Below are 19,439 nucleotides of genomic sequence, written 5' to 3'. Positions count from 1 at the left end.
ATTGAAATAGGCGATCAATAGTAAAGCGTGGCAATGATGGTGTCGGCGTAAAAACCGCCGGACGCGTCCGGTTGCGGCGGGACCGCGCCGTACACTGTGACGGTCTGGGAACTGCCAGTGACGTCCGTGGTGCCGACGACCATGCTAATTGCATCGTTGCCCCAAATATTGGTACGACTTTCATCTATGTATAGTTGATATTTCACGTATCCGCCAGCCCCGGCCATTCGACGCATAATTCCGTCGTAGTGCTGACCATTATCCAGTCCAAGTTTCCATGTCGTCCCCGGTGCACACTGCACACGAATACTGGAGGTCGCATAAACGCTGGTCTGGGGCGGAGGGACGGGACCGAAGTCCAGATCCGTGACGACGATCGTGCAGGAATTCTCGTAAGTCGCGAGCACACCGGACGACCCGAACCCGACGCTCCCGCCGCCTATGCCGCCCACTGTGCAATCTTCGGAATTCGGGAAGCCGTTCGTAGCATAGCGGTAGCGAATCAAACCCTGGTGGCTTTGTTCCTGGTAAGCCTGAACGGCAGGCACCGACTGTCCTGGGTACACCCATCCGTAAATGGAAGCATTGGCTGTCACCGGGCTGCCTGGTGGCACCGCCGTGTAGACACGATAGACCGGCGTAGTTCCGGGGGCTCCGATAATTTGTGTGCGCGCCGGATCGGCGAACAGGTCGTAGTTCAGAAATGCACCGTTGTAATTGCTCATTCGTCGGGTGGGCTGGCCGGCGCTCCAGTCCCCAGGTCCAATGTATATGCAGTTTTGATAGTAGTACGTCTGATTTGCACCGGAGTAGTCCGGCGCACAGGTGTAAGTCAGTTGCGACGTCGCCGCTCGCCCACTGGTGCCGACGGTACCGAAGTTCATTCCAAAGGCCCCATTGACATAGCAGCTTTGCGCGACCGCCGGCGTGGCAAGTCCCAATGACGCTCCGATCAGGATCAGCATCATGAACCACGTTCGAAAGCACATCTTCATCTTGTCTGCAGACATGCCAATTCTCCGAGGTTGATGCGCCCACGCGAGGGCAAATCGACGGGCAAACCGACTTCACACAGGCCGTGCACGACGAGCCGCGCGCCTGCGGGGGGATCCTGCAAGTACAGGCGGCCGTCATAACCGGTGACGGCCGTCTGCTCGCCCGGCAGGATATTGACCTGGGTGCCTGCGGGCACCCATTCGCCACGACCATCGCGCAGTGCGAGTTCGACCACCAGAAGCGATTTCATGGGGAAGCGCGCGAGCATGCCGCTGCCGGTGGCAGGCACGGCAGCCAGGCGAACACGGTCCACGGTGACATCTGCAGGCAGGACCAGAGGGTCGATGGAGAGGTCGTTGTTCTCCCAGGCATTGAGTGGCGTCACAAGCAGCAGACCTTTGTCGTCCGTCGTGCCGACCAAGCGGTTCTCCAACTTCACCGGCACCCCTTCGATCCCGTCAGTGGACACCATCGCAAAAGCGTCATCGACCCGTCGCATGGGGAACATGCTGCCTTCCATCAGCAGAAGTCCGCCGGTCGCCCCCGCATAGGCAGCGGTATTGCTTTCACCCGCGTTGGTCCAGTACTGAGCGCCCGCGCGCCACTGCCCGTAACGGGTGAGCTGACTGATTTCCGCACCGCTCGTAGCGCTGCGCCCCGCGCTTCCCTGCACCCGCCATCCCCATCCGTCTGTGTCCCCCGGCAGTGTTCGCATTGCGCCTACGGTCAAACCATCTCCGCTTCGCTGGCTTTGCGCGCTCGCCCAGGCGTGGTGGCGATTGCCGATCGGCACCGACCAGTACACAAACGTTGTCGTGCCTGCGCCGCCACTGACATCCCGGCTGACGCTGAGATTGACGTTGCCGTAACTGCCCAGCGACTGCGCCCAGCTCAACGCGACGTAACTCGCCTTGGGGGTGTCAGGGTAATCCTGCCTCACATAACTGGCACCCAGTTGCCCGCGCCCGATGGTGACGCCCAGGAACGCCTGGTCCGTGCGCCGTGGCATTGTGCTCCCCTCCAGGCTTGCCACGTCGCGGAAAGCACTGTCACGCCGCACCGTGGCGACGTTGGCGCTTAGCCATTGGCCTTGCCACTCGTAGCCAAGGCTGTACTGTCGGCCCTGCATACCGCCATTGCGGCTCATTCCGTAGGACAGACTGACGACGCCACCGGCTCGGCCCAGCAGCAGCAAGGTTCCGAGCCCACCCATCGTCAGGCCGTTTGTCGACTCGGCATGGCCCTCAAGCGTCACATGGTTGTTGAGGCCATACCTCCCGCTGCCGCTCGCCATGACGTTATCGGAATAGGAAAACGAGCTCAGTCCATAGTTTTTCCGCAGCTTGCCCAGATCGATGGACCAGTCGCTGAGGCCGGACTGCAGCAGCCGGGCGCTGTTGTACAAGGAGAAATTGACAACGCGGCTCTGACCGGTGATGTCGGTGATGACCACCTGCGCACTGCCCGCGCCATTGAGTACCGGAGCACTGAGCACCTGAAAGCGTCCGGGGGAAACCGTGCTTTGCGACTCGCGAATCCCGTTGATGAACAGATCTACGGTGGAAGGAACCGTCGTATCGCCAATGAACGACGCGAGGGGCACCGTGACCCGATACGGCTGCAAATTGAAATTCCTCGAGATGCGAATGCCGCCGTACCGCATCGTACGTGTCCACGCGAGCGCACCGCTGTAGGTGTCACCAAGCGTGATACTGACCATGCGCTCGGGAAAGTCCATTTGCCACGACGTGTCTAGTCGCGTGCTCTGGAACCGGTCGCCTGCGAACCGCGCCCCCGTCCACTGCGTGATATTGCTGCTGCGAAAAACGCCCGGCCCCACGCCGAACAAACGGACTTCGCTCCAGCCTGAGAGGCTGCGAGTCTGGCCGTCGTCCTGCGTATAGAGGTCATAGTTCAGCAGCAGGCCGGGGGCGCGCGTGGCCGGGTCCAGACGGGGTGCAGGGGGCGGCTGATAGCCAACGACTTGTGCGTCGCCTTCGAGAAGTTCGACCGACGTGTTCAGGTCCAGGCGTTGATCGGCAATATCGTAATAGGCCCGCAGGCCTGGCAGGCTGTCGAGTGCGACAAGGACATGCTCATCCGGCACGGCAAGCCCGAGCGCGTGTAGCGTATGCGCCTCGACATAGAGGCGTCCCTCGCGAAGCACGACAGGCACGATGCGCCCAACGCGCACTCGATTGAGAACGACCTCCAGATACAGCGCTTCGTCCCCCGGCGCGGAATTGGCGACGTCGCCGGGGACCTCGATCGATTCAACTTGCGATTGCGCTGCGTTGGCAGGTTTCCCGTGCCCTGCGGCGACCGCGCCAGCGAGGGCGACGCCAATGCTAACGCTGAGCCCCCATCGGCAGCGCCCGAGCTTCCCTATCGTCATTAAATCGCGCCTTGAGGATCAGGTTTTGAGACGGGGGAAAGGGGACGTTGATCGGCCAGGCCATCTGCTGACCGGGCAGCACGTAGCCGACGAGGCCATTGACAAGCGACTGTTGTCCGCCGGATGGGCCCGAGGTGACGAGATCGCTGATGCGGATCGCGTAAGCGCTCGAATTGTTTACCAACAGTGAGGATTTTCCATCGGGTCCGGCCACGAGTTTGCTTTGCACCTGGCTGAGATCGGTCGGCGGCACTTCCCCGGGGGTGCCCGGGGAGCCTGTGACGCGATTCGCGGAAGCGGGCTCAACGAAGAGCGGGATGGAGTAACGCATGAGCACCTTGATGCCCGCGCCGGACGTGATTTTGCTTGTCGGCAATTCATCGACAAACACTCGGTAGCTAAGTTGCTGATTGGAGGGAGCCGGACGCAGTCGCACGAGGCGAACGACTCGGGTCTGCCCCGGGCTCACTTGCAGAATCGCCGGACTCGCGACCAGATCGTCGACCGGATCGAAGCGGTCCTTGCCGCCTTCCTGAGACCACCGGACGATACGCACCTGGGCATCGAGGCTCCGAGTCCCGCTGTTGGATACCTGCAGCGCTTGCGCGTGCTGCGCCGAAGCAAATTCGATGCGCACAGGCGACACCTGAAGCACCGCCGCCGTGGCGCTTCCCACGTGAAAGCATGCCGCCAGCGATAGAAGCGCCGCCGCGCGCACCGCGACGGATCTCGTCAACCGAGCACCGCGCGATGCGACTCGCACAGGATTGTTCATGGTCATTCCCCAATCAGTAGGTCAACGTTGCCGTCACGGTGTCCGAGTAAGCGCCGGACGGCTCGTTTCCGGTAAGGGTCGCCTGTGCGTATACCGTCAGCGAGATCTCATAGGCGGATCCAAGTCCCTGCCCCACGCCGGTCTGCCAGTTTGAACTGTCGTTTCCCCAGATGGGTCCGGTCGGACTGTTACGTCGCAGCGTGTAGGGAATTTGAACACCGGTACCGTTGACCATGGCCCGGGCGTTCACATCTGCGTTGGTCGTCCCGCCATCCAGCCCCACGGAGAATGGCAAGTCTTTCGTGCACTGCACGCGAATGGTGCCTGTCTGGGAGTGGGAGCCCGCGCTGGGAACGTGCGTTCCGAAGTCGACGTCCGTGGAGGTGAGCACAAGACATGTGCCCTGGATGTTGATACGAACCTGGAAAGTGTCTGTGAGCGTTTGCGTTTGGGGCAAGGCGCTACCCGCGATCAAGAAAAGCGCACCTGCCAGGGGAAGCCTGATGAATCGACGTACATCCAGCATACCGATCTCCATGGACGGGAATCAATGCAGTGCAAGTGACGCCATATCATATTTGGACAAACGCCCGCCTGACAACGAGTGCGTTTAATTCCGTTTGCGTTTGTGGATTATTTGCAATGCGTAATTTTTATTACTCCCGAACGACGAAGTCGTCGATCTGATCGACACCCCACCTGCGCGACCTCACATCGCCATCGCGCGCATGATGCGGCCGGTCGCTTCGTCGGCGGGGTAAAACGCTTCGAGTGCGAGTTCGGCAAGCGTCACGTCAACGGGCGTGCCAAAGACGGTCGTCGTACTGAAAAACGACAGCAGCCCGTCGTTCGTTCGCAACTGCATCGGCACGAAGATGCTCGCCGACGGCGGCACGGCCGGAGCCGGGCCGCGCGCGTCCACGGGATAGGCCTTCAGTTCCTCATACAACTCGCCCAGCGTGGCATCGCCGCTGGCGTGAATCTGTTGACGCAGGCGGTGCAGCAAATGCTCGCGCCACTCCGGCAGATTGGCAATGCGCGAGGCGAGACCGTCAGGATGCAACGACAGGCGAAGCACATTGACGGCGCCACTCAGCAGCGAAGGATCGACACCATCGAGCAGCGGCATCACCGCGCGATTGGCGGCGAGCAGCGTCCAATGCCGATCGACGGCCAACGCCGGGTAAGGCTCATGACCGTCGAGCACACGTTGAACCGCTTCGCGGGCGACGGCCATGTCAGGCGCATCCAACGCGCGCGCCTCGAAGCGAGGCGCGAAACCGGCTGCCACGAGCAGCGCGTTGCGCTCACGCAGCGGGATGTCGAGCGCCTGTGCAAGATGCAGCAGCATCTCGCGGCTGGGTTGCGCGCGACCTGTCTCCACGAAACTCAAATGGCGGGTCGAAATCTCGGCTTCCAGCGCGAGATCGAGCTGGCTCATGCGCCGGCGCTGGCGCCAGTCGCGTAACAGGGTTCCGATAGCGGGTGTCGTCATGACGCGAATGATAACGGTTGCGCGAGGCGCTGCCATTACCTCGGAGGTAATCGACTGCACGACATGCATTCGCGAAGATGACAGCCAGCGAGATCCAATGTCTCGTGATCCTGACCAACGCCGCCACGCGCGGATTGTTCGGTTCCGTCCCACTTCGAAGGAGGTCATCATGATGTCATCCCGTCAGTCTTCTCTCGAGACTTCTCGTCACGACTCCCGTCATGCTTCACCCAACGCATCGTTCCTTGCCCGCGTGCTGCTTGCCGATGCGCTTGTCAGTGGTGCCGTCGGGCTGCTGCAAGTGCTCGCGGCGGCGCCACTGGCGGCATTGCTCGACCTGCCCGCCGAGGGTCTGCGCATCACGGGCCTTGTCCTGCTCGTCTACGCCGCTGCGCTCGTCTGGCTGGTGCGACGCACGGCATTACCCGCGGCGGCCATGTGGACGGTCATCGGCATCAACCTGATCTGGGCGCTCGACTGTGGTCTGTTGCTGGCGTCCGACTGGATCTCACCCAACGGGCTAGGCCAGGTCTTCATCGGTGTGCAGATCGTGACTGTCGTGGTATTCGCCGAGCTGACCTTCATCGGGCTGCGCCGCCGTCGCGCAGCGCTTGGCTGAAATGCCTGGCCGAAATGCCTGGCCGAAATGGCGGGCTTTCCGGCGACGGCGTGACTTGCTCCGCGCCCTGCGAGTCCCCCCGGGACTCGCAGACCACGAATAAAATGTCCGGGTATTCATTCGAATCGTCGCGACATGGAACTCAGACAACTGCGGTATTTTCTCAGCGTCGTGGAACACGGCAGCATGGGCAAGGCAGCGCTGGAACTCGGCGTTGTGACCTCGGCGCTGAGTCAGCAGATCAGCCGTCTCGAGAGCGAACTGTCCACGCGTTTGCTGCAACGCACCTCCGGCGGCGTCGTGCCGACCGACGCCGGTCTGGCGTTCTGGCGTCAGGCGCAACTCGCCTTGCGTCATGTCGACGACGCGGCAAACGCCGCACGCTCGGCCCGCCTGTCGGGCCACGTCAGCGTGGGCATGGCGCCGAGTACGGCCAGCGTAATGGGTGTCGCGTTCCTGCAAGCCATGCGCGAGCGGTACCCCGATGTACGACTGCACATGGTCGAGAACCTCTCCGGCCATCTGGCGTCCATGCTGAGCGCGCGTCAAATCGATCTCGCCGTGCTGTTCCATGAAGCGCCCGCGCAACGCTGGAGCGTGCAGCCGCTGCTCGACGAGCGGCTGTTCCTGATCGGTGCACGCGATCTCGACGGCATGCCCGCAAGCACCTCCGTCCGGCTGAAAAACCTCGGCGACCTTCCCTTGATTCTCCCCAGCGGCACCCACGGCCTGCGTTCGCTGCTGCTCGCGGCGTTCAGGCGTGCAGGGTACGAACCGAACATCGCCGCCGAAATCGACGGTCTCGCGCTGCTGATGGACGTCGTGCGTGCCGGCGTTGGCGCGACGATACAGCCCGGCGCGGCGCTCGCCAGACCCGAGAACGCCATTCTGACGAGCGTACCCGTCGCCGAAAAATACGCCATGCGGCCCAACATGCTCGCCAGCGTCTCCGATGACGAACTGTCTCCGGCCGGACTCGCCGCTCGCGTGGTGCTCGCCGACGTCGCCCGTCAGTTGGTCCGGGAACATCGCTGGCCCGGTGCGCAGTTGCGCGCGCCCGGCACTTCACAAATCGTGAAGACCCCTTGACGGCTGACGGATGGCGCCTACGGCGCGAGACCTTTACGATTTGTCCGAAAGGAGGCAAGTCTGATGGTCGATGTGCTCGTAATCGGGGGAGGGAATGCCGCACTGTGCGCCGCGTTGATGGCGCGCGAGGCCGGTGCTTCGGTCCTGCTTCTGGAATCCGCACCGCGCGAATGGCGCGGCGGCAACTCACAACACACGCGCAATCTGCGCTGCATGCACGACGCACCGCAAGACGTGCTCGTCGATGCCTATCCGGAAGAGGAATTCTGGCAGGACCTGTTGAAGGTGACGGGCGGCATCACGAACGAGTCTCTGGCGCGGCTGACGATCCGTGCATCGTCGTCGTGCCGAGCGTGGATGCAAAAACACGGCGTGCGTTTCCAACCGCCGCTATCCGGTGCGCTGCACGTGGCACGCACCAACGCGTTCTTCATGGGGGGCGGCAAGGCCCTCGTCAACGCGTATTACCGCAGCGCCGAAGCGCTCGGCGTCGATATCCGCTATGACACTCCCGTCGACTCCCTCGAACTCGAAGGATCCCGTTTCATTGCCGCGCGCAGCGGCGACCAGCGGTTCGAAGCTCGCGCCTGCGTACTGGCAGCGGGCGGCTTCGAATCCAATCGCGAATGGCTGCGCGAGGCATGGGGACAAAACGAGCGTGGCGAATGGCCCGCCGACAACTTCCTGATTCGCGGCACTCGCTTTAACAGGGGCGTGCTCATCAAGCATATGAGCGACGCCGGGGCGGACATGATCGGCGACCCGTCCCAGTCGCATTGCGTTGCCATCGACGCGCGCGCACCGCTTTACGACGGCGGCATCTGCACGCGCATCGACTGCGTATCGCTGGGGGTGGTGGTCAATCGCGACGCTCAGCGCTTCTACGACGAAGGCGAGGACTTCTGGCCCAAGCGCTATGCCATCTGGGGTCGACTCGTGGCGCATCAGCCGGGACAAATCGGCTATTCGATCATCGACGCGAAAGCCGTCGGTCGCTTCATGCCGCCCGTCTTTCCCGGCGAGAAGGCCGACACGCTGCCGGAACTCGCGCGCAAGCTTGGACTGCCGGAGGCGCGTTTCATGGAAACCATCACGCGTTATAACGATGCGTGCCGCGTCGGCACCTTCGATCACACCGCCCTCGACGACTGCCACACTGAAGGCCTCACACCGCCCAAGACGCATTGGGCGCGTCGCCTCGACACGCCACCGTTCTACGGATACGCGCTACGCCCGGGCATCACCTTCACATATCTCGGACTCAAGACCAACGAGCGCGCACAGGTCCACTTCGGTGGCCGCCCCAGTGACAACCTGTTCGTTGCCGGGGAAATGATGGCCGGTAACGTTCTCGGCAAGGGGTATACAGCCGGGGTGGGCATGTCGATCGGCACGGCGTTCGGGCGTATTGCCGGGACGCAGGCTGCGCGCGCCGCACGCCAGACAACGGAGGTATCCCGTGCAGCAGTCTGACCCGCTCGCAGCCGAGCGTTCACACAGGGCGTCATCAAGCGATATGAAAAACCCGTCACATGGCAGCGCAGCGCGCGTGATTCCCATCGTGCCGATGAGCGCGAGCGAGACCGAAGTGGCACGCCAGATGCAGATCTGCAACGCGTGTCGCTATTGCGAAGGTTTCTGCGCAGTGTTCCCGGCCATGACCCGCCGCCTCGAATTCGGCAAGGCGGACGTCAACTATCTGGCAAATCTGTGCCACAACTGCGGCGCCTGCTATCACGCGTGCCAGTACGCCCCGCCTCACGAATTCGGCGTGAACGTGCCGAAAGCGATGGCGGAAGTTCGTCTCGAGACCTACACCGAATACGCGTTCCCCGCGTCGTTCGGTGCACTCTACAAGCGCAATGGCCTCACCCTGTCGGTGGCGCTCGCGGCCGGCCTCGTGCTGTTTCTCTGGCTCGGCGTTGCCTTGCAGGGCGGCTTGCCGGTCGACGGCGCGCCCGGCAGCTTCTACGCGATTTTCCCGCATAACCTGCTTGCGGCCATGTTCGGCACCGTGTTCCTGTTCTCGCTGCTCGCGTTGGGCGTGGGCGTGAGGCGCTTCTGGCGCGACGTGTCTGTGGGATCGGCGGGAGAGACGAACAGGCGCGCGCCTGCCGTGGCGGAGGCGACCCGAGACGCGCTGACGCTGAAATACCTGGATGGCGGTCATGGCGATGGCTGCAACGAAGCGGACGACGCCTTTACGCTCGCACGGCGCCGCTTCCATCACCTGACGTTCTATGGCTTCATGCTGTGTTTTGCGGCGACCGCCATCGCCACGCTCTATCACTATGCACTCGGGGTCGAGGCGCCGTATCCGGTGCTGAGCGCGCCGGTTCTGCTGGGCATCCTGGGCGGCATCGGGCTGATCGTGGGGCCCGCAGGGCTGCTGTGGCTGAACCTGAAGCGGCCTGCGGCGCGGGGCGATGCCCGTCAGCGTCCGATGGATCGTGGCTTCATTGCGCTGCTGCTCCTGACAAGCGCGTCCGGTCTCGCCTTGCTCGCGCTGCGCGCCTCCTCGGCGATGCCGTCGCTGCTGGCGATACACCTTGGCATCGTGATGGCGCTGTTCGCCACGCTGCCTTATGGCAAGTTCGCGCACGGCATCTTCCGCTGCGCAGCACTGCTCAAGTCGTCGATCGAGAAACGGCAGCGCAGCACACTGAGCGTCGGTTCGGATTAGTCGTTACCGAGACGACACGGGCGTGCGGGTGCCTGCCGATGGGGGGCTCGTGTCGTGACCGAACTTCTGCCGGTACGCAGCCGGACTCGTGTGAGCGATGCGTCGGAAGTGCCTGCGCATCGACTCCTCCGACCCGAAGCCCGCCAGTTCGGCAATGCGCGCCATGGGGGCCGACGGCTGCGCTTCGAGCAATTCGCGGGCGACGGCCACCCGCTCATGCGTCAGCCATTCGTAGGGCGCCATGCCGGTAGCTTCCTGAAAATGCCGTTGCAGCGTGCGCGAACTCATCGACGCCTGTTCGGCGAGCGAGCGCAGCGTGTGCGGCAATGCGGGGTGTTGGCGCACCCAGTCCATCAGCTTCGCCAGACGTCCGCTTTCGTCGCGCGGCACCGGCCGCGGCACGAACTGGGCCTGGCCGCCTTCGCGATGCGGCGGCACGACGAGGCGCTGTGCGACCCGGTTTGCCACCGCGCTGCCATAGTCCCGGCGCACTAGATGGAGCAGCATGTCGAGCCCCGCGGCCGATCCTGCCGACGTAATGATCTGGCCGTCGTCGACATAGAGCGTGTCGGACTGCACCTTCACGCTCGGGTAGCGCTGCTGCAACTTTTGCGCATAACGCCAGTGGGTCGTCACCGTCTTGCCATCGAGCACGCCGGCCGCCGCCAGAACAAACACGCCGGAGCAGATCGAACAAAGCCGTGCGCCGCGACGATAAGCGGCGCGAATCTTCTTGAGCAATGCCTCGGGCGGCAACTCGTCCGGGTCGCGCCAACCGGGCACCACGATCGTATCCGCACGATCCAGCCGCGAGAGCGTGTACGGCGCGGCGACCGTAATACCGCCGGCCGCACGCAGGGGGCCGGACTCGATGGCGCACACGTTGAACCGGTACCAGTCCACGCCGAGCTCAGGACGCTCCAGCGCGAACATCTCGGTCACACAGCCAAATTCGAAGGTGCAGAGCCGGTCATAGGCCAATGCCGCGACAAGATGATGTTTCATGGCGCGATGTTACCGGATATTGTCATTTGCGACACTTATCCGATCGCGGGTGCAGCGGCAGAATGAGGACTCCCCCATCGCCTTTATCGGGGGCCCACACAGATACCGACCTTCCTACCGATCCAAGCCATGTCCGACCTGAACGAAAACAACGCCGTCACCGCCGTCCCCGCCGCTGAGAGCACCGCCGCGCTGGCGCACTTTCGCGCGTCGCTGCAATTCGAAACCGACTGCGCCGACGTTGCCGGCGCGCTTGCCGGCGGATCGCCCGGGTTCGTGTTGCTCGACGTACGCAGCCCGGCGATGTTTGCACAGGGACATATTCCCGGTGCCGTGAATCTGATGCACGGCAAGATCATCGCGTCGAAGCTCGCGGATTATCCAGCCGACACACTGTTCGTCACTTACTGCGCAGGGCCGCACTGCAACGGTGCGACACGGGGCGCCATCCGATTGGCGCAATTGGGACGTCCCGTCAAAGTGATGATCGGCGGCGTGACCGGCTGGCTCGACGAAGGCTTCGCGCTTGCGAGGCACGATGCCGCTTGATGCCGCTTGATGCCGCTTGATGCTGCATGATCGCGCAAATGCGGTAAGCTCGGCACATCGCTGATCGTCAGCGCCGCCTCTCGGCTGCACGTCCTGAAACCCGCTACGCGACTTCCCATCATGACGCTCGACCCGACCCTTCTTGCAGCGTTCGCTCCGACCGGCGTGCTGCGCGCCTGTATCAACCTCGGCAACCCCATTCTCGCGGGCACCGACGCGGAGTCCCGCCCCGTGGGGATTTCCGTCGATCTGGCTGGCGCGTTGGCAAAGCGCCTGGGCGTCGCGCTGGAACTGGTCGTGGTCGACGCCGCGGGAAAATCCGTCGAAGCGGTCACGAATGAAGCGGCGGATGTGGGCTTCTTTGCCATCGACCCGCGCCGCGCGGCGACGATCGGTTTCACCTCGCCCTACCTCCTCATCGAAGGCTTTTACCTCGTGCGCAACGAGTCGCCCGTCACGTCCAACGCCGACGTCGACCGGGCAGGCACGCGGGTCGTCGTCGGCAAGGGCAGCGCGTACGACCTGTTCCTCACACGCGAACTCAGGCACGCCGAGATCGTGCGTGCGCCGACTTCGCCCGCCGTGGTCGGAACATTCATCGAGACAGGCTGTGAAGTGGCCGCCGGCGTGAAGCAACAACTTGCACAGGACGTGGCCAGCCTGAGCGGTTACCGACTGCTCGATGAGCGCTTCATGGTAATTCGTCAGGCGATGGGGGTACCGATTACGCGCGGCGAAGCCGCACTGACCTTCCTGACGACGTTCGTGGAAGACATGAAGCGGGAGGGCTTCATTGAGGACGCAATGCAGCGACACGGCATCACGGGCGTTAGCGTTGCGCCAGCCCGGGCCTGATCGGCCGGGTCGCTTACTCGGCCAGCTACTCAGGCATTCGGTATAAAGATGAAAGAAAGCATAGAAATGTCATATAAGTATAAAAAATAAACTTACATTTAAAGATTTGCACGTGTGGTGGACGAAGATCTGCCCGGCTGGACGGGGCGCGACTGCGTCCCGTGGTCGAAGTGATGAAGGAGTTCGGTCTTTGGCTCAATGCACGTGACGAGGCAGGTGACGAGGCGCGCTGATCGCACCAGTCGTCGGGATATACCCGAACCGATGACGCTCGCGCATGCGCGGAGCCACGTCCGGCGGGCGTGCGCGAAGCGCGCGCGTGGGATACCGCACGGCATTGATGCAAATTGGGGTAGCGGTATGCAAATGACTGACTAAAATTCCTAAATGCATACGGTGCAAGCAAACCGCTAAAGACGGTTCGGAACTGTTCAGGACTGTTCGTTATACGAAGTTCGAAAAGTGCCGTCTTTGCGTCGTACGAAGGTAAAAATGGGGCCAGCGCAATAGCGTTTCCATTCCTTCACGGGAGGCATGTCCATGACGTGCCTGAGCAAATGGATGATAGGTGCCTGTGTCGTCACGCTTAGCGGCGTGGCGTTGGCTGCGGGCGCCGACTCGGGTTCATCCGAACAGATGATCATGGCCAATCTCGGGCCATCACCGCTACCCGTGCGCGTCCCACCCCCACCTGCCCCCGTGTCGGTCGCCGCCGTCCCGCCCGTTCCCGTTACCCTGTATCCGTTCGGTCGGGAGAGCCCGGAGACACCGGAGCGCATCGACAGAATGCCGGTGACGCAGACCGACGCATTTCTCTACACGCGGATCGAAGCCGTCAATAGTGCGGCGCATGGAAACGACCACCGGTCGGCGGACTGGCTCGAATCGACGCCTGCCGCGGACGCCGCCGCGGCCAAAACCCAGCAGAGTTACCTGAGCATCGGGCCCAACCGCTCGCCACAGTTGTCTCTCGTCCAATGGAACAATTCGGACGACAAGCTCGGCTCCGATCCCAAGCGCGGACTCTCGCTCAAGACAGAGGACTGGACCATTTCCGCGAGCGCCAAGATTCCGATCCTTCGCCAGAAAGATCTCGGCGCAACGGTGTACGTCAAGCGCCGCTTCTGAAGGCTACGACGGCGCCCAAGGCCGACACGCCTGCGTCGGCCTGGGCTTTTGCATGCGGACTCGTTCGATGCGCGTAATGCTGTCGTCACACCGTCGGCTATCCCTTCGTCACGCCGTGGGCTTCACAGCCGTCACATCGATCTCCACCAGCCACTCCGGGCGCGCCAGCGCCTGCACCACGATGCCCGTCGACACGGGGAACACGCCCTTGAGCCAGCGTCCCATCACGTTGTACACCGCCTCGCGATATCGCGGGTCGACGATGTACACGGTGACCTTGCAGATGTCCGCGAGCTGACTGCCGCATTCGTCGAGCAGCATCTTCACGTTGGCCATCGCTCTTTCGGTCTGCGCCGTCACGTCGCCGATGCCGACCGACTCGCGCGTATCGAGATCCTGCCCGATCTGGCCGCGCAGATAGATGGTGTTGCCTGCGATGACCGCCTGGCACAGATCGTTGTCGAGCTTTTGTTCCGGGTAGGTCTCGCGGGTGTTGAACTTGCGGATTCTTGTGTGCGTCATGATGTTCCTGGGGTTCCGATCGTTCCAATGAATTGGCGGGAAGTCGCGCTCAATGCGCGAGAATCTTCGAGAGAAAACGTTTGGCGGCAGGGCTGGCGGCCTCGTTGAAAAACGCGTCGGTCGGACTGTCTTCGACGATCGCGCCATCCTCCATGAACACCACCCGATGCGCCACGCGCCGCGCGAAGCCCATCTCATGCGTGACGACCATCATCGTCATGCCCTCACGCGCGAGCTCGACCATGACGTCGAGCACTTCGTTGACCATCTCGGGATCGAGCGCCGAGGTCGGTTCGTCGAACAGCATCGCCATGGGGTCCATCGACAGTGCACGCGCGATGGCTACACGCTGCTGCTGCCCGCCCGATAGCTGCCCGGGATACTTGTGCGCGTGCGCGGACAGGCCGACCCGATCCAGCAACGCCCGTGCCTTGGTGCGCGCCGCATCGGCGTCGCGTCCCAGCACGATTTGCTGGGCGAGCGTGAGATTGCGCGTGAGATCGAGATGCGGAAACAGCTCGAAATGCTGGAAGACCATGCCGACCTTGCTGCGCAATGACGGCAAATCGGTCGACTTCGCAGTGAGCGAGGTGCCCGCCACGACGACGTCGCCCTTCTGAAACGGCTCCAGCGCATTGACCGTCTTGATCAGCGTCGACTTCCCCGAGCCGGACGGCCCGCACACCACCACGATCTCGCCTTTGGCAACGTGCGTGGAGCATTGCTTGAGCACGTGGTGCGCGCCGTACCACTTGTCGACGCCGCGGATATCGATGATGGGTTGTGCGGTGCTCATTTGTCGAAGTGTCCCGCGCGAATAGATGCGCCGATCAGGTTCAGAATGAGGCGTCCCGCCGTCACGCAGGAGATGAGGTTGGCATCGTCCTTCTCCGGTTGAATCTCGACGATGTCCATGCCCACGACGCGGCCCTTGCGCACCAGGCCGTGAATCAGCTTGCGCGCCTGCACGAAGGTCACGCCGCCCGGCGCCGGTCCCGCGACGGCGGGCATCGTCGACGGATCGAGGCCGTCCGCGTCGATCGTGAGGTAGTAGTTGCCGCCGTCGGGAATGCGATCGAGCACGGCGTCCATGCCGATGTCGTGCAGTTCGTACGCGGTCACCAGCTCTGCGCCGTACTCGCGCGCAGCCGCGAGATCGGCCGGACGGCCGCTGCCTTGCGCGCGCAGACCGATCTGGACGATGCGATCGACGTGCGCCATCTCCGAGGCTCGACGAATCGGGCTCGACAGGCCCTCGCGCACCCCATTGACTTCGTCGCGCCAGTCCAGATGGGCGTCGATATGGACGAGCGTGATCGGCCCTTTCTGATCGAGGCCGCGCAGCACCGGCGTGGTGATGCCGTGATCGCCGCCCAGCACGATCGGCATGGCGCCGCCTGCTGCAATGCGACGCACCGCCGCTTCGGCGCGCGCATAGTGCTCGCCCGGCTTCGACAGATCGGGCACGATGTCGCCGCAATCGACGAAACGGATGTCCTTGCGGCCTTGCAACAGCGGGCCGTCGATATCGAAGTCGTAGTGCTCGGGGCGACGCACCACACGGTCGGTCGCCTGACGAATCGCCGAGGGCGCGTTGGTCTGGTCGTTACTGAAGTCGGACGCGGCGTACGGCGCGCCATATGGCATGCCGAGCACGGCAATGTCAGCCTTGAGGTTGTCGATGTCGAGATCGAGTTCCGAGTACAGCAGGGTCGGGTGGCCGGTGCGCGGCGCGACGGTGTAAGTCGTCATGAAAGTTGTCCTTTTCCTTTGGCGGGGAGTGTCGAGAGGGGAGCCACGTCGGGTGTGCGGGTACGTCGCCCGACAACGTTTTCCAGACGTCGCCCAACACCGGCCAGCAAGACGCTGCTGAGCCAGTAGATCAATGCCGTGGTGCCGAGCACTTCGACGTAAGCGAAGGTGTTGGCGGTGAGCAGATTGCTTTGATAGGTCATCTCCGGCAGGCTCATCACCGAGAAGATCGCCGAGTCCTTGAACATCATGATGACGAGGCTGGTCGTTGGCGGAATGAGGAAGCCGAACAATTGCGGCGCAATGATGTGGCGCTGCGTCTGCCAGTAAGTCATGCCCAGCGAGAGCGCCGCGTGCGTTTGTCCGCGTGCGACGCTGCGCAGTGCCGCGCGCAGGATTTCGCAGAAGTAGCCACCGGTGTAGAAGGCCGTACACCCCACGGCGACGGTCATGGCGGACGCACTCACACCGAGCTTCGGCAATCCGAAGAACGACAGGTAGACGAGGATCAGGTAGGGGATGTTGCGTACCAGCTCGACGTACGCCAGTGCGATGGGACGCAACAGCGTGCGCGACTGCGCCGCGTAGGCCGCCGCAATCCCGATCACGACACCGATCGGTATGCCCACGACGCTCACCAGCGCGGTAATGCGCAGGCCTTCGAGCAGCACGGGAATCGCTTCCCGTACGATGGAAAAATCAATGGCCATGGGGCAGCATCCTGGAGACGCGGCGCTCGCAGACTCGCGACGCGGCCGAAATGCAGAACAGAAGCACGAAGTACACGGCCGCCGTGATCGCGAAGACCTGCAACGGCAAATCCGTTTGCAAGGTGGCATTGCGCGCGACCGTCGCCAGTTCCGGCACGGCGATGATCGACATCAGCGACGACGCCTTGAGCAGAATCGTGAACTCGCTGGTAAGCGGCGGAATCGCGCGATAGATGACCTGCGGCAGCAGCACGTGACGCCAGACTTGCGGGGCGCGCATGCCCATCGCGTACGCGGCCGCGCGTTGTCCGTAAGAGATCGTGCCGAGCGCGCCGCGCAGGATCTCGACGATGTAAGCGCTGGTGTTGCATGCGAGCGCCGCCACGCCAGCGGTGATCGGCGAGATCGAGATATCGAACATGGCCGGGACCATGTAGTACGCGATCAGCATGTGGATCAGCGCGGGCGTGCCGCGAATGAGACTGACCCACAACACGACGAACGAGCGCAGGGGTGCGAGCGGCGAGATGCGCGCGAGCAGCAGCACGATCCCGAGCCCCAGACCGATGATGAAGGCGCCTGCGGAGGCGGCGAGCGTGATTGCCGTGCCTGATACCACGCCTTCGATGAACGGCTGGAGCACGCCTCGCATCTGTTCCATGCCGGGCCAGTTGAACATGGCGGCCGCCGTCAGATGGCGCCTTGCGGCAGGTAGTTCTCGCGCGGCGTATCCATCGGGCCGCCGAACCACTTCTGCTGCAATGCGGCGAGCTTGCCGTTGGCGCGGAACTCGTCGAGCGAATCGTTGATGAACTTGCGGATTTCGAGATCGTTCGGATTGGCCACCCACGCGAGCAGCTTCGGCTGACCGATGGTCCCGGCGATGCGAAACGCGTTCGGTTGTTTGCGCATTTGCACCGCAGCGATGTTCGACGGCATCAGCGCCACGTCGATGGTCTTGTTGGCGAGCGCGTTCGAGACATCCGGATACGCCTGGTAAAGCCGCGTGCCGGCGTAGCCCTTACCCGTCTTCGCCTTGAGTTCCTTTTCGAACTCGTCGGCCACCGGTTGCGACGACGAGCCCATTTGCGTGCCGATGGTCTTGCCCGCGATGTCCATATCGCCCTTGATGGCGGTCTCGTCGGTTCGCACCATCAGCACCGAGCGCACCACGCCGACGGGCTGGCTGAACGCGAAGCGTTTGGCGCGCTCGGGGGTGATGCCCACGCTTGTCGCCACGAAGTCGAACTTGTGGGACATGAGGCCCGGGAGCAACCCCTGGAACGGCAGGTTCATTTGTTCGAGCTTGACGCCGAGTTTCGCGGCCATCAGTTCGAGCACGTCGTGCCCATACCCGACCACTTGTCCGTTTTCGACGAATTCGAACGGTTCGTATGCCGCTTCGGTGCCCACGGTCAGCTTGCCGCGCTTCTTGATGTCGGCAAGCGTGCCGCCTTCGGCAAAGGCCAGCGACGGCACCGTCGGCAGCGCCAGTGCGGCGCTCGAAGCAAGCGTCGCCTTTACAAAGGATCGTCTGGACCAGGTCTTCATAGCTTGCCTCGCGTCATGTGGGTTGGGTGTTCCGACGGGCGCGTCCGGCAGTGACCGGTGTCGTGCGCCTCTGAAACCCAATGTATGCGGGCAAAAAGATCATGAAAAATGATTTTTTTATTGGTATGGTTTCAAAAAATGAAACCTTTTGTGCACCGCGCATGGCAATGGTTTGTGAGGCGTTCAGCGCGAATTCTGGCCTGTGCGATGAGGGTGCTGTGAGGCGTGTGAGCTTGCCTTACGGACGATGATGTATCGGGCAGTGACGGACGCGATTGGGGACGAGGCGATGGCAAATCGGGAGTTCAGCGAGCGAGACCTTCGCTCGTTACGCATTTTTTGCGCAGTGGCGCAGGCGAGTGGCTTTGCGGCGGCCGAGAAGCAGTTGAACATGTCGAAGGCGTCGATCAGCCGACATATCCGCGAGGTCGAGGAAACGCTGGGCACGCGACTGTGCGAGCGTGGCCCGTCCGGCTTCGTGCTCACGCATGCGGGCAAAGTTGCGCTGGAGTTGGCCCGCGACGCGTTGAAGTCGCTGGAGCGGATTCGTCCGGAAATCGATGCCGTACGTGGCGTGCTGTCGGGCACGCTGTCGATCGGGATGGTCGAGCACATCCTGTCGGATGTGGGGTGTCATATTCCCGAAGCGTTGGATGCACTTAAGACACAAGCGCCGGACGTGAAAGTCGAACTGACGGTGATGACGTTCAACGAACTCGATCTGGCGTTGCGCGAGCGTCGTGTGCAAATCGCGATACGCGGGATGTACCGGCGTGAGGCCGGGTTTCACTATCAGCCACTGTTTATCGAGCGTCACCAGTTATACGTGGCGAAGCATCGCGTGAAGGAAGCGTCGACGTTGCCGCTGGTCTATCGGACGCAGCCGTTCGTGCACGAAGCGCTCAATACCCTGGGACTGACGCGTGGGCCGACGGCGTCCGGCTTGGAAGCGGTGGCGATGCTGGTGCTCTCCGGGCATTACGTAGGGTTGCTGCCGCAGTATTACGCCGCATCGTTCGCGAAACGTCATGCTGTGGTGAGAGTACCGTCGGGGCCGGAGTACGAGAACGCGATCAGCGCAATCACGGAAGCGTCACGGCCGAGAACTCGGGCGCTGGACTTGTTCTTGGATTTGTTGGCGGAGGTGCATTCGGGCGCGTGTCCGTGAGCGGCGAATATGGAGAGACCGACAAACGTCGACGTAGACTTACTGCTCGACGAACCTGATTCAGCTCCACTTTGGTTTCGGGCGTGTTACCCACAGTAAGGGGCTCAGCGTTCCCTTAGCCTGGTCAAGCCTCCCACCGCACCATTC

Annotated in this window: 20 protein-coding genes; 8 read left to right on the top strand and 12 right to left on the bottom strand. The window is 62.8% G+C overall.

Annotated features, from left to right (window positions below; translation table 11 throughout):
• Positions 1-14: 14 nt before the first annotated feature.
• From PCA31118_RS09485 to PCA31118_RS09465, 5 genes are all read right to left on the bottom strand, one after another.
• Positions 15-1,010, bottom strand: a complete 996-nt coding sequence (locus PCA31118_RS09485; protein WP_150624959.1) for a Csu type fimbrial protein — start codon at positions 1,008-1,010, stop codon at positions 15-17.
• Positions 992-3,391 (bottom strand): fimbria/pilus outer membrane usher protein, encoded by a 2,400-nt coding sequence (locus PCA31118_RS09480; RefSeq protein WP_150624958.1) that lies wholly within the window; start codon positions 3,389-3,391, stop codon positions 992-994. Before PCA31118_RS09480 ends, PCA31118_RS09485 begins: the two co-directional genes overlap by 19 nt.
• Positions 3,345-4,172 (bottom strand): fimbrial biogenesis chaperone, encoded by an 828-nt coding sequence (locus PCA31118_RS09475; protein WP_150624957.1) that lies wholly within the window; start codon positions 4,170-4,172, stop codon positions 3,345-3,347. The genes PCA31118_RS09480 and PCA31118_RS09475 overlap by 47 nt, the downstream gene beginning before the upstream one ends.
• A 7-nt stretch (positions 4,173-4,179) precedes the next feature.
• Positions 4,180-4,692, bottom strand: coding sequence for a Csu type fimbrial protein (locus PCA31118_RS09470; RefSeq protein ID WP_150624956.1), 513 nt, complete (start codon positions 4,690-4,692; stop codon positions 4,180-4,182).
• A gap of 183 nt (positions 4,693-4,875) precedes the next feature.
• Positions 4,876-5,661, bottom strand: a complete 786-nt coding sequence (locus tag PCA31118_RS09465; protein ID WP_150624955.1) for a helix-turn-helix domain-containing protein — start codon at positions 5,659-5,661, stop codon at positions 4,876-4,878.
• A 169-nt stretch (positions 5,662-5,830) separates the two neighbouring features.
• On the opposite strand from PCA31118_RS09465, the gene PCA31118_RS09460 reads away from it, so the two are divergent.
• From PCA31118_RS09460 to tcuB, 4 genes are all read left to right on the top strand, one after another.
• Positions 5,831-6,280 (top strand): hypothetical protein, encoded by a 450-nt coding sequence (locus PCA31118_RS09460; protein ID WP_217431255.1) that lies wholly within the window; start codon positions 5,831-5,833, stop codon positions 6,278-6,280.
• A gap of 135 nt (positions 6,281-6,415) precedes the next feature.
• Positions 6,416-7,369, top strand: coding sequence for a LysR family transcriptional regulator (locus PCA31118_RS09455; protein ID WP_150624954.1), 954 nt, complete (start codon positions 6,416-6,418; stop codon positions 7,367-7,369).
• A 63-nt stretch (positions 7,370-7,432) separates the two neighbouring features.
• Entirely contained in the window at positions 7,433-8,842 is a 1,410-nt protein-coding gene (gene tcuA / locus PCA31118_RS09450) for an FAD-dependent tricarballylate dehydrogenase TcuA (RefSeq protein WP_150624953.1), read from the top strand.
• Positions 8,829-10,052 (top strand): tricarballylate utilization 4Fe-4S protein TcuB, encoded by a 1,224-nt coding sequence (gene tcuB / locus PCA31118_RS09445; protein ID WP_150624952.1) that lies wholly within the window; start codon positions 8,829-8,831, stop codon positions 10,050-10,052. Before tcuA ends, tcuB begins: the two co-directional genes overlap by 14 nt.
• Before the next feature lie 3 nt (positions 10,053-10,055).
• On the opposite strand, the gene ftrA is transcribed toward tcuB, so the two are convergent.
• Complete coding sequence (ftrA, locus tag PCA31118_RS09440; protein WP_150624951.1) at positions 10,056-11,057, bottom strand: transcriptional regulator FtrA; 1,002 nt, start codon at positions 11,055-11,057, stop codon at positions 10,056-10,058.
• Positions 11,058-11,186: 129 nt separating this feature from the next.
• On the opposite strand from ftrA, the gene PCA31118_RS09435 reads away from it, so the two are divergent.
• The 3 genes from PCA31118_RS09435 (at position 11,187) to PCA31118_RS09420 (ending at position 13,589) form a co-directional block, all read left to right on the top strand.
• Positions 11,187-11,606 carry a rhodanese-like domain-containing protein gene (locus PCA31118_RS09435; protein WP_150624950.1) on the top strand — a complete coding sequence of 140 codons (420 nt, stop codon included), beginning with the start codon at positions 11,187-11,189 and terminating at the stop codon, positions 11,604-11,606.
• Between the two features lie 120 nt (positions 11,607-11,726).
• Positions 11,727-12,461: an ABC transporter substrate-binding protein gene (locus PCA31118_RS09430; protein ID WP_150624949.1), complete on the top strand. Its 735-nt coding sequence runs from the start codon at positions 11,727-11,729 to the stop codon at positions 12,459-12,461.
• A gap of 540 nt (positions 12,462-13,001) precedes the next feature.
• Positions 13,002-13,589 (top strand): hypothetical protein, encoded by a 588-nt coding sequence (locus tag PCA31118_RS09420; RefSeq protein WP_150624948.1) that lies wholly within the window; start codon positions 13,002-13,004, stop codon positions 13,587-13,589.
• A gap of 108 nt (positions 13,590-13,697) precedes the next feature.
• On the opposite strand, the gene PCA31118_RS09415 is transcribed toward PCA31118_RS09420, so the two are convergent.
• The 6 genes from PCA31118_RS09415 to PCA31118_RS09390 are packed head-to-tail and all read right to left on the bottom strand — an operon-like array spanning position 13,698 to position 18,124.
• Positions 13,698-14,111, bottom strand: a complete 414-nt coding sequence (locus PCA31118_RS09415) for a RidA family protein (protein ID WP_150661207.1) — start codon at positions 14,109-14,111, stop codon at positions 13,698-13,700.
• A gap of 49 nt (positions 14,112-14,160) precedes the next feature.
• Positions 14,161-14,889 (bottom strand): amino acid ABC transporter ATP-binding protein, encoded by a 729-nt coding sequence (locus PCA31118_RS09410; protein ID WP_150625191.1) that lies wholly within the window; start codon positions 14,887-14,889, stop codon positions 14,161-14,163.
• Between the two features lie 14 nt (positions 14,890-14,903).
• Complete coding sequence (locus PCA31118_RS09405) at positions 14,904-15,863, bottom strand: agmatinase (protein WP_150624947.1); 960 nt, start codon at positions 15,861-15,863, stop codon at positions 14,904-14,906.
• The gene (locus PCA31118_RS09400; RefSeq protein ID WP_150624946.1) at positions 15,860-16,573 is read right to left on the bottom strand and encodes an amino acid ABC transporter permease; all 714 of its coding nucleotides are present in this window, start codon (positions 16,571-16,573) and stop codon (positions 15,860-15,862) included. The genes PCA31118_RS09405 and PCA31118_RS09400 overlap by 4 nt, the downstream gene beginning before the upstream one ends.
• Complete coding sequence (locus PCA31118_RS09395) at positions 16,563-17,252, bottom strand: amino acid ABC transporter permease (RefSeq protein ID WP_150624945.1); 690 nt, start codon at positions 17,250-17,252, stop codon at positions 16,563-16,565. Before PCA31118_RS09395 ends, PCA31118_RS09400 begins: the two co-directional genes overlap by 11 nt.
• A gap of 11 nt (positions 17,253-17,263) precedes the next feature.
• Positions 17,264-18,124 carry a transporter substrate-binding domain-containing protein gene (locus PCA31118_RS09390; protein WP_150624944.1) on the bottom strand — a complete coding sequence of 287 codons (861 nt, stop codon included), beginning with the start codon at positions 18,122-18,124 and terminating at the stop codon, positions 17,264-17,266.
• 289 nt (positions 18,125-18,413) lie between these two features.
• Between PCA31118_RS09390 and PCA31118_RS09385 the strand changes: the two genes are divergently transcribed.
• Entirely contained in the window at positions 18,414-19,292 is an 879-nt protein-coding gene (locus tag PCA31118_RS09385; protein ID WP_150624943.1) for a LysR family transcriptional regulator, read from the top strand.
• Positions 19,293-19,439: the final 147 nt, after the last annotated feature.

The organism is Pandoraea captiosa, from assembly GCF_902459775.1.
In the GTDB taxonomy this organism is placed as follows: domain Bacteria; phylum Pseudomonadota; class Gammaproteobacteria; order Burkholderiales; family Burkholderiaceae; genus Pandoraea; species Pandoraea captiosa.
Note: the sequence above shows the minus strand (reverse complement) of the source record. Positions and strands in the feature narration are given on the sequence as shown.

Excerpts from the sequence above, each read along its gene's own strand:
- PCA31118_RS09485 (WP_150624959.1), bottom strand. The coding sequence starts at position 1,010 with ATGTCTGCAGACAAGATGAAGATGTGCTTTCGAACGTGGTTCATGATG.
- PCA31118_RS09465 (WP_150624955.1), bottom strand. The coding sequence starts at position 5,661 with ATGACGACACCCGCTATCGGAACCCTGTTACGCGACTGGCGCCAGCGC.
- PCA31118_RS09400 (WP_150624946.1), bottom strand. The coding sequence starts at position 16,573 with ATGGCCATTGATTTTTCCATCGTACGGGAAGCGATTCCCGTGCTGCTC.
- PCA31118_RS09415 (WP_150661207.1), bottom strand. The coding sequence starts at position 14,111 with ATGACGCACACAAGAATCCGCAAGTTCAACACCCGCGAGACCTACCCG.
- PCA31118_RS09385 (WP_150624943.1), top strand. The coding sequence starts at position 18,414 with ATGGCAAATCGGGAGTTCAGCGAGCGAGACCTTCGCTCGTTACGCATT.
- PCA31118_RS09420 (WP_150624948.1), top strand. The coding sequence starts at position 13,002 with ATGACGTGCCTGAGCAAATGGATGATAGGTGCCTGTGTCGTCACGCTT.
- PCA31118_RS09470 (WP_150624956.1), bottom strand. The coding sequence starts at position 4,692 with ATGCTGGATGTACGTCGATTCATCAGGCTTCCCCTGGCAGGTGCGCTT.
- PCA31118_RS09460 (WP_217431255.1), top strand. The coding sequence starts at position 5,831 with ATGATGTCATCCCGTCAGTCTTCTCTCGAGACTTCTCGTCACGACTCC.
- ftrA (WP_150624951.1), bottom strand. The coding sequence starts at position 11,057 with ATGAAACATCATCTTGTCGCGGCATTGGCCTATGACCGGCTCTGCACC.
- PCA31118_RS09435 (WP_150624950.1), top strand. The coding sequence starts at position 11,187 with ATGTCCGACCTGAACGAAAACAACGCCGTCACCGCCGTCCCCGCCGCT.
- tcuA (WP_150624953.1), top strand. The coding sequence starts at position 7,433 with ATGGTCGATGTGCTCGTAATCGGGGGAGGGAATGCCGCACTGTGCGCC.
- PCA31118_RS09480 (WP_150624958.1), bottom strand. The coding sequence starts at position 3,391 with ATGACGATAGGGAAGCTCGGGCGCTGCCGATGGGGGCTCAGCGTTAGC.
- PCA31118_RS09395 (WP_150624945.1), bottom strand. The coding sequence starts at position 17,252 with ATGTTCAACTGGCCCGGCATGGAACAGATGCGAGGCGTGCTCCAGCCG.
- PCA31118_RS09405 (WP_150624947.1), bottom strand. The coding sequence starts at position 15,863 with ATGACGACTTACACCGTCGCGCCGCGCACCGGCCACCCGACCCTGCTG.
- PCA31118_RS09430 (WP_150624949.1), top strand. The coding sequence starts at position 11,727 with ATGACGCTCGACCCGACCCTTCTTGCAGCGTTCGCTCCGACCGGCGTG.
- PCA31118_RS09475 (WP_150624957.1), bottom strand. The coding sequence starts at position 4,172 with ATGACCATGAACAATCCTGTGCGAGTCGCATCGCGCGGTGCTCGGTTG.
- PCA31118_RS09390 (WP_150624944.1), bottom strand. The coding sequence starts at position 18,124 with ATGAAGACCTGGTCCAGACGATCCTTTGTAAAGGCGACGCTTGCTTCG.
- PCA31118_RS09455 (WP_150624954.1), top strand. The coding sequence starts at position 6,416 with ATGGAACTCAGACAACTGCGGTATTTTCTCAGCGTCGTGGAACACGGC.